Below are 633 nucleotides of genomic sequence, written 5' to 3'. Positions count from 1 at the left end.
CCATAAGGGAAGTGTCTGTCAGGCCAGTCAGTTGGATGCCCATTTCGATGACCGGGATGGCGTATTTGACGGCATGTCACAACGTGGCACTTTGTTGGTTCTGCGTAACAACGGGCCTCACACCTGTCAGCTTGGCGCACTGCCGACGTTAAGGTTCGAAGGACCTGATGGCCAGCGACTACCGGTTGAGCGCCGTCTCCCGCGAGGAATGCACCCCGGACCGGTATTGCTACCGGTCGCGGTCGCTCCTGGGGTTGAGGTCGCCATGCTGTTGCATTGGGTGTCTGGGGATGTCTATCCGGGGCACAACTGCTTGACCCCGGCGACCGCGGTGCTTGACCTGTCGGAGGAGGCGCTACGTGTGCCATTTGGTCTCCCGATGTGCGCAGTGGTTGGCTCCGCCGAGTTTTTCGACCAGACCCCGCTGGGGCGTGTAACGGATAAAGTCGAATGAGCGCCGGAAACAGGCTGCTTGAACCGTCCGCCCAGCAGGGGGAGCATCATTGGCTGACAACGCAGCCCACTGGGTGAAAGCGTGATCGTCGCCACTGGGACCGAGAGCGGCTTGATTAACACCTATCCCAATACCGAGTGCGCAACTCATTGCGCATAGTCGCGAGAGGTTATCGGTGT

At 59.9% G+C, this 633-nt stretch carries 1 protein-coding gene; it reads left to right on the top strand.

Features of this window, described 5'->3' with window-relative positions:
- Positions 1–454: DUF4232 domain-containing protein (locus ACZYSM_RS29275; protein ID WP_489077171.1), on the top strand; the 454-nt coding region annotated here is incomplete at its 5' end.
- Positions 455–633: the final 179 nt, after the last annotated feature.

The sequence above is a fragment of the Pseudomonas sp. F220 genome (assembly GCF_057813935.1).
This window is presented reverse-complemented; position numbering and strand designations above follow the sequence as displayed.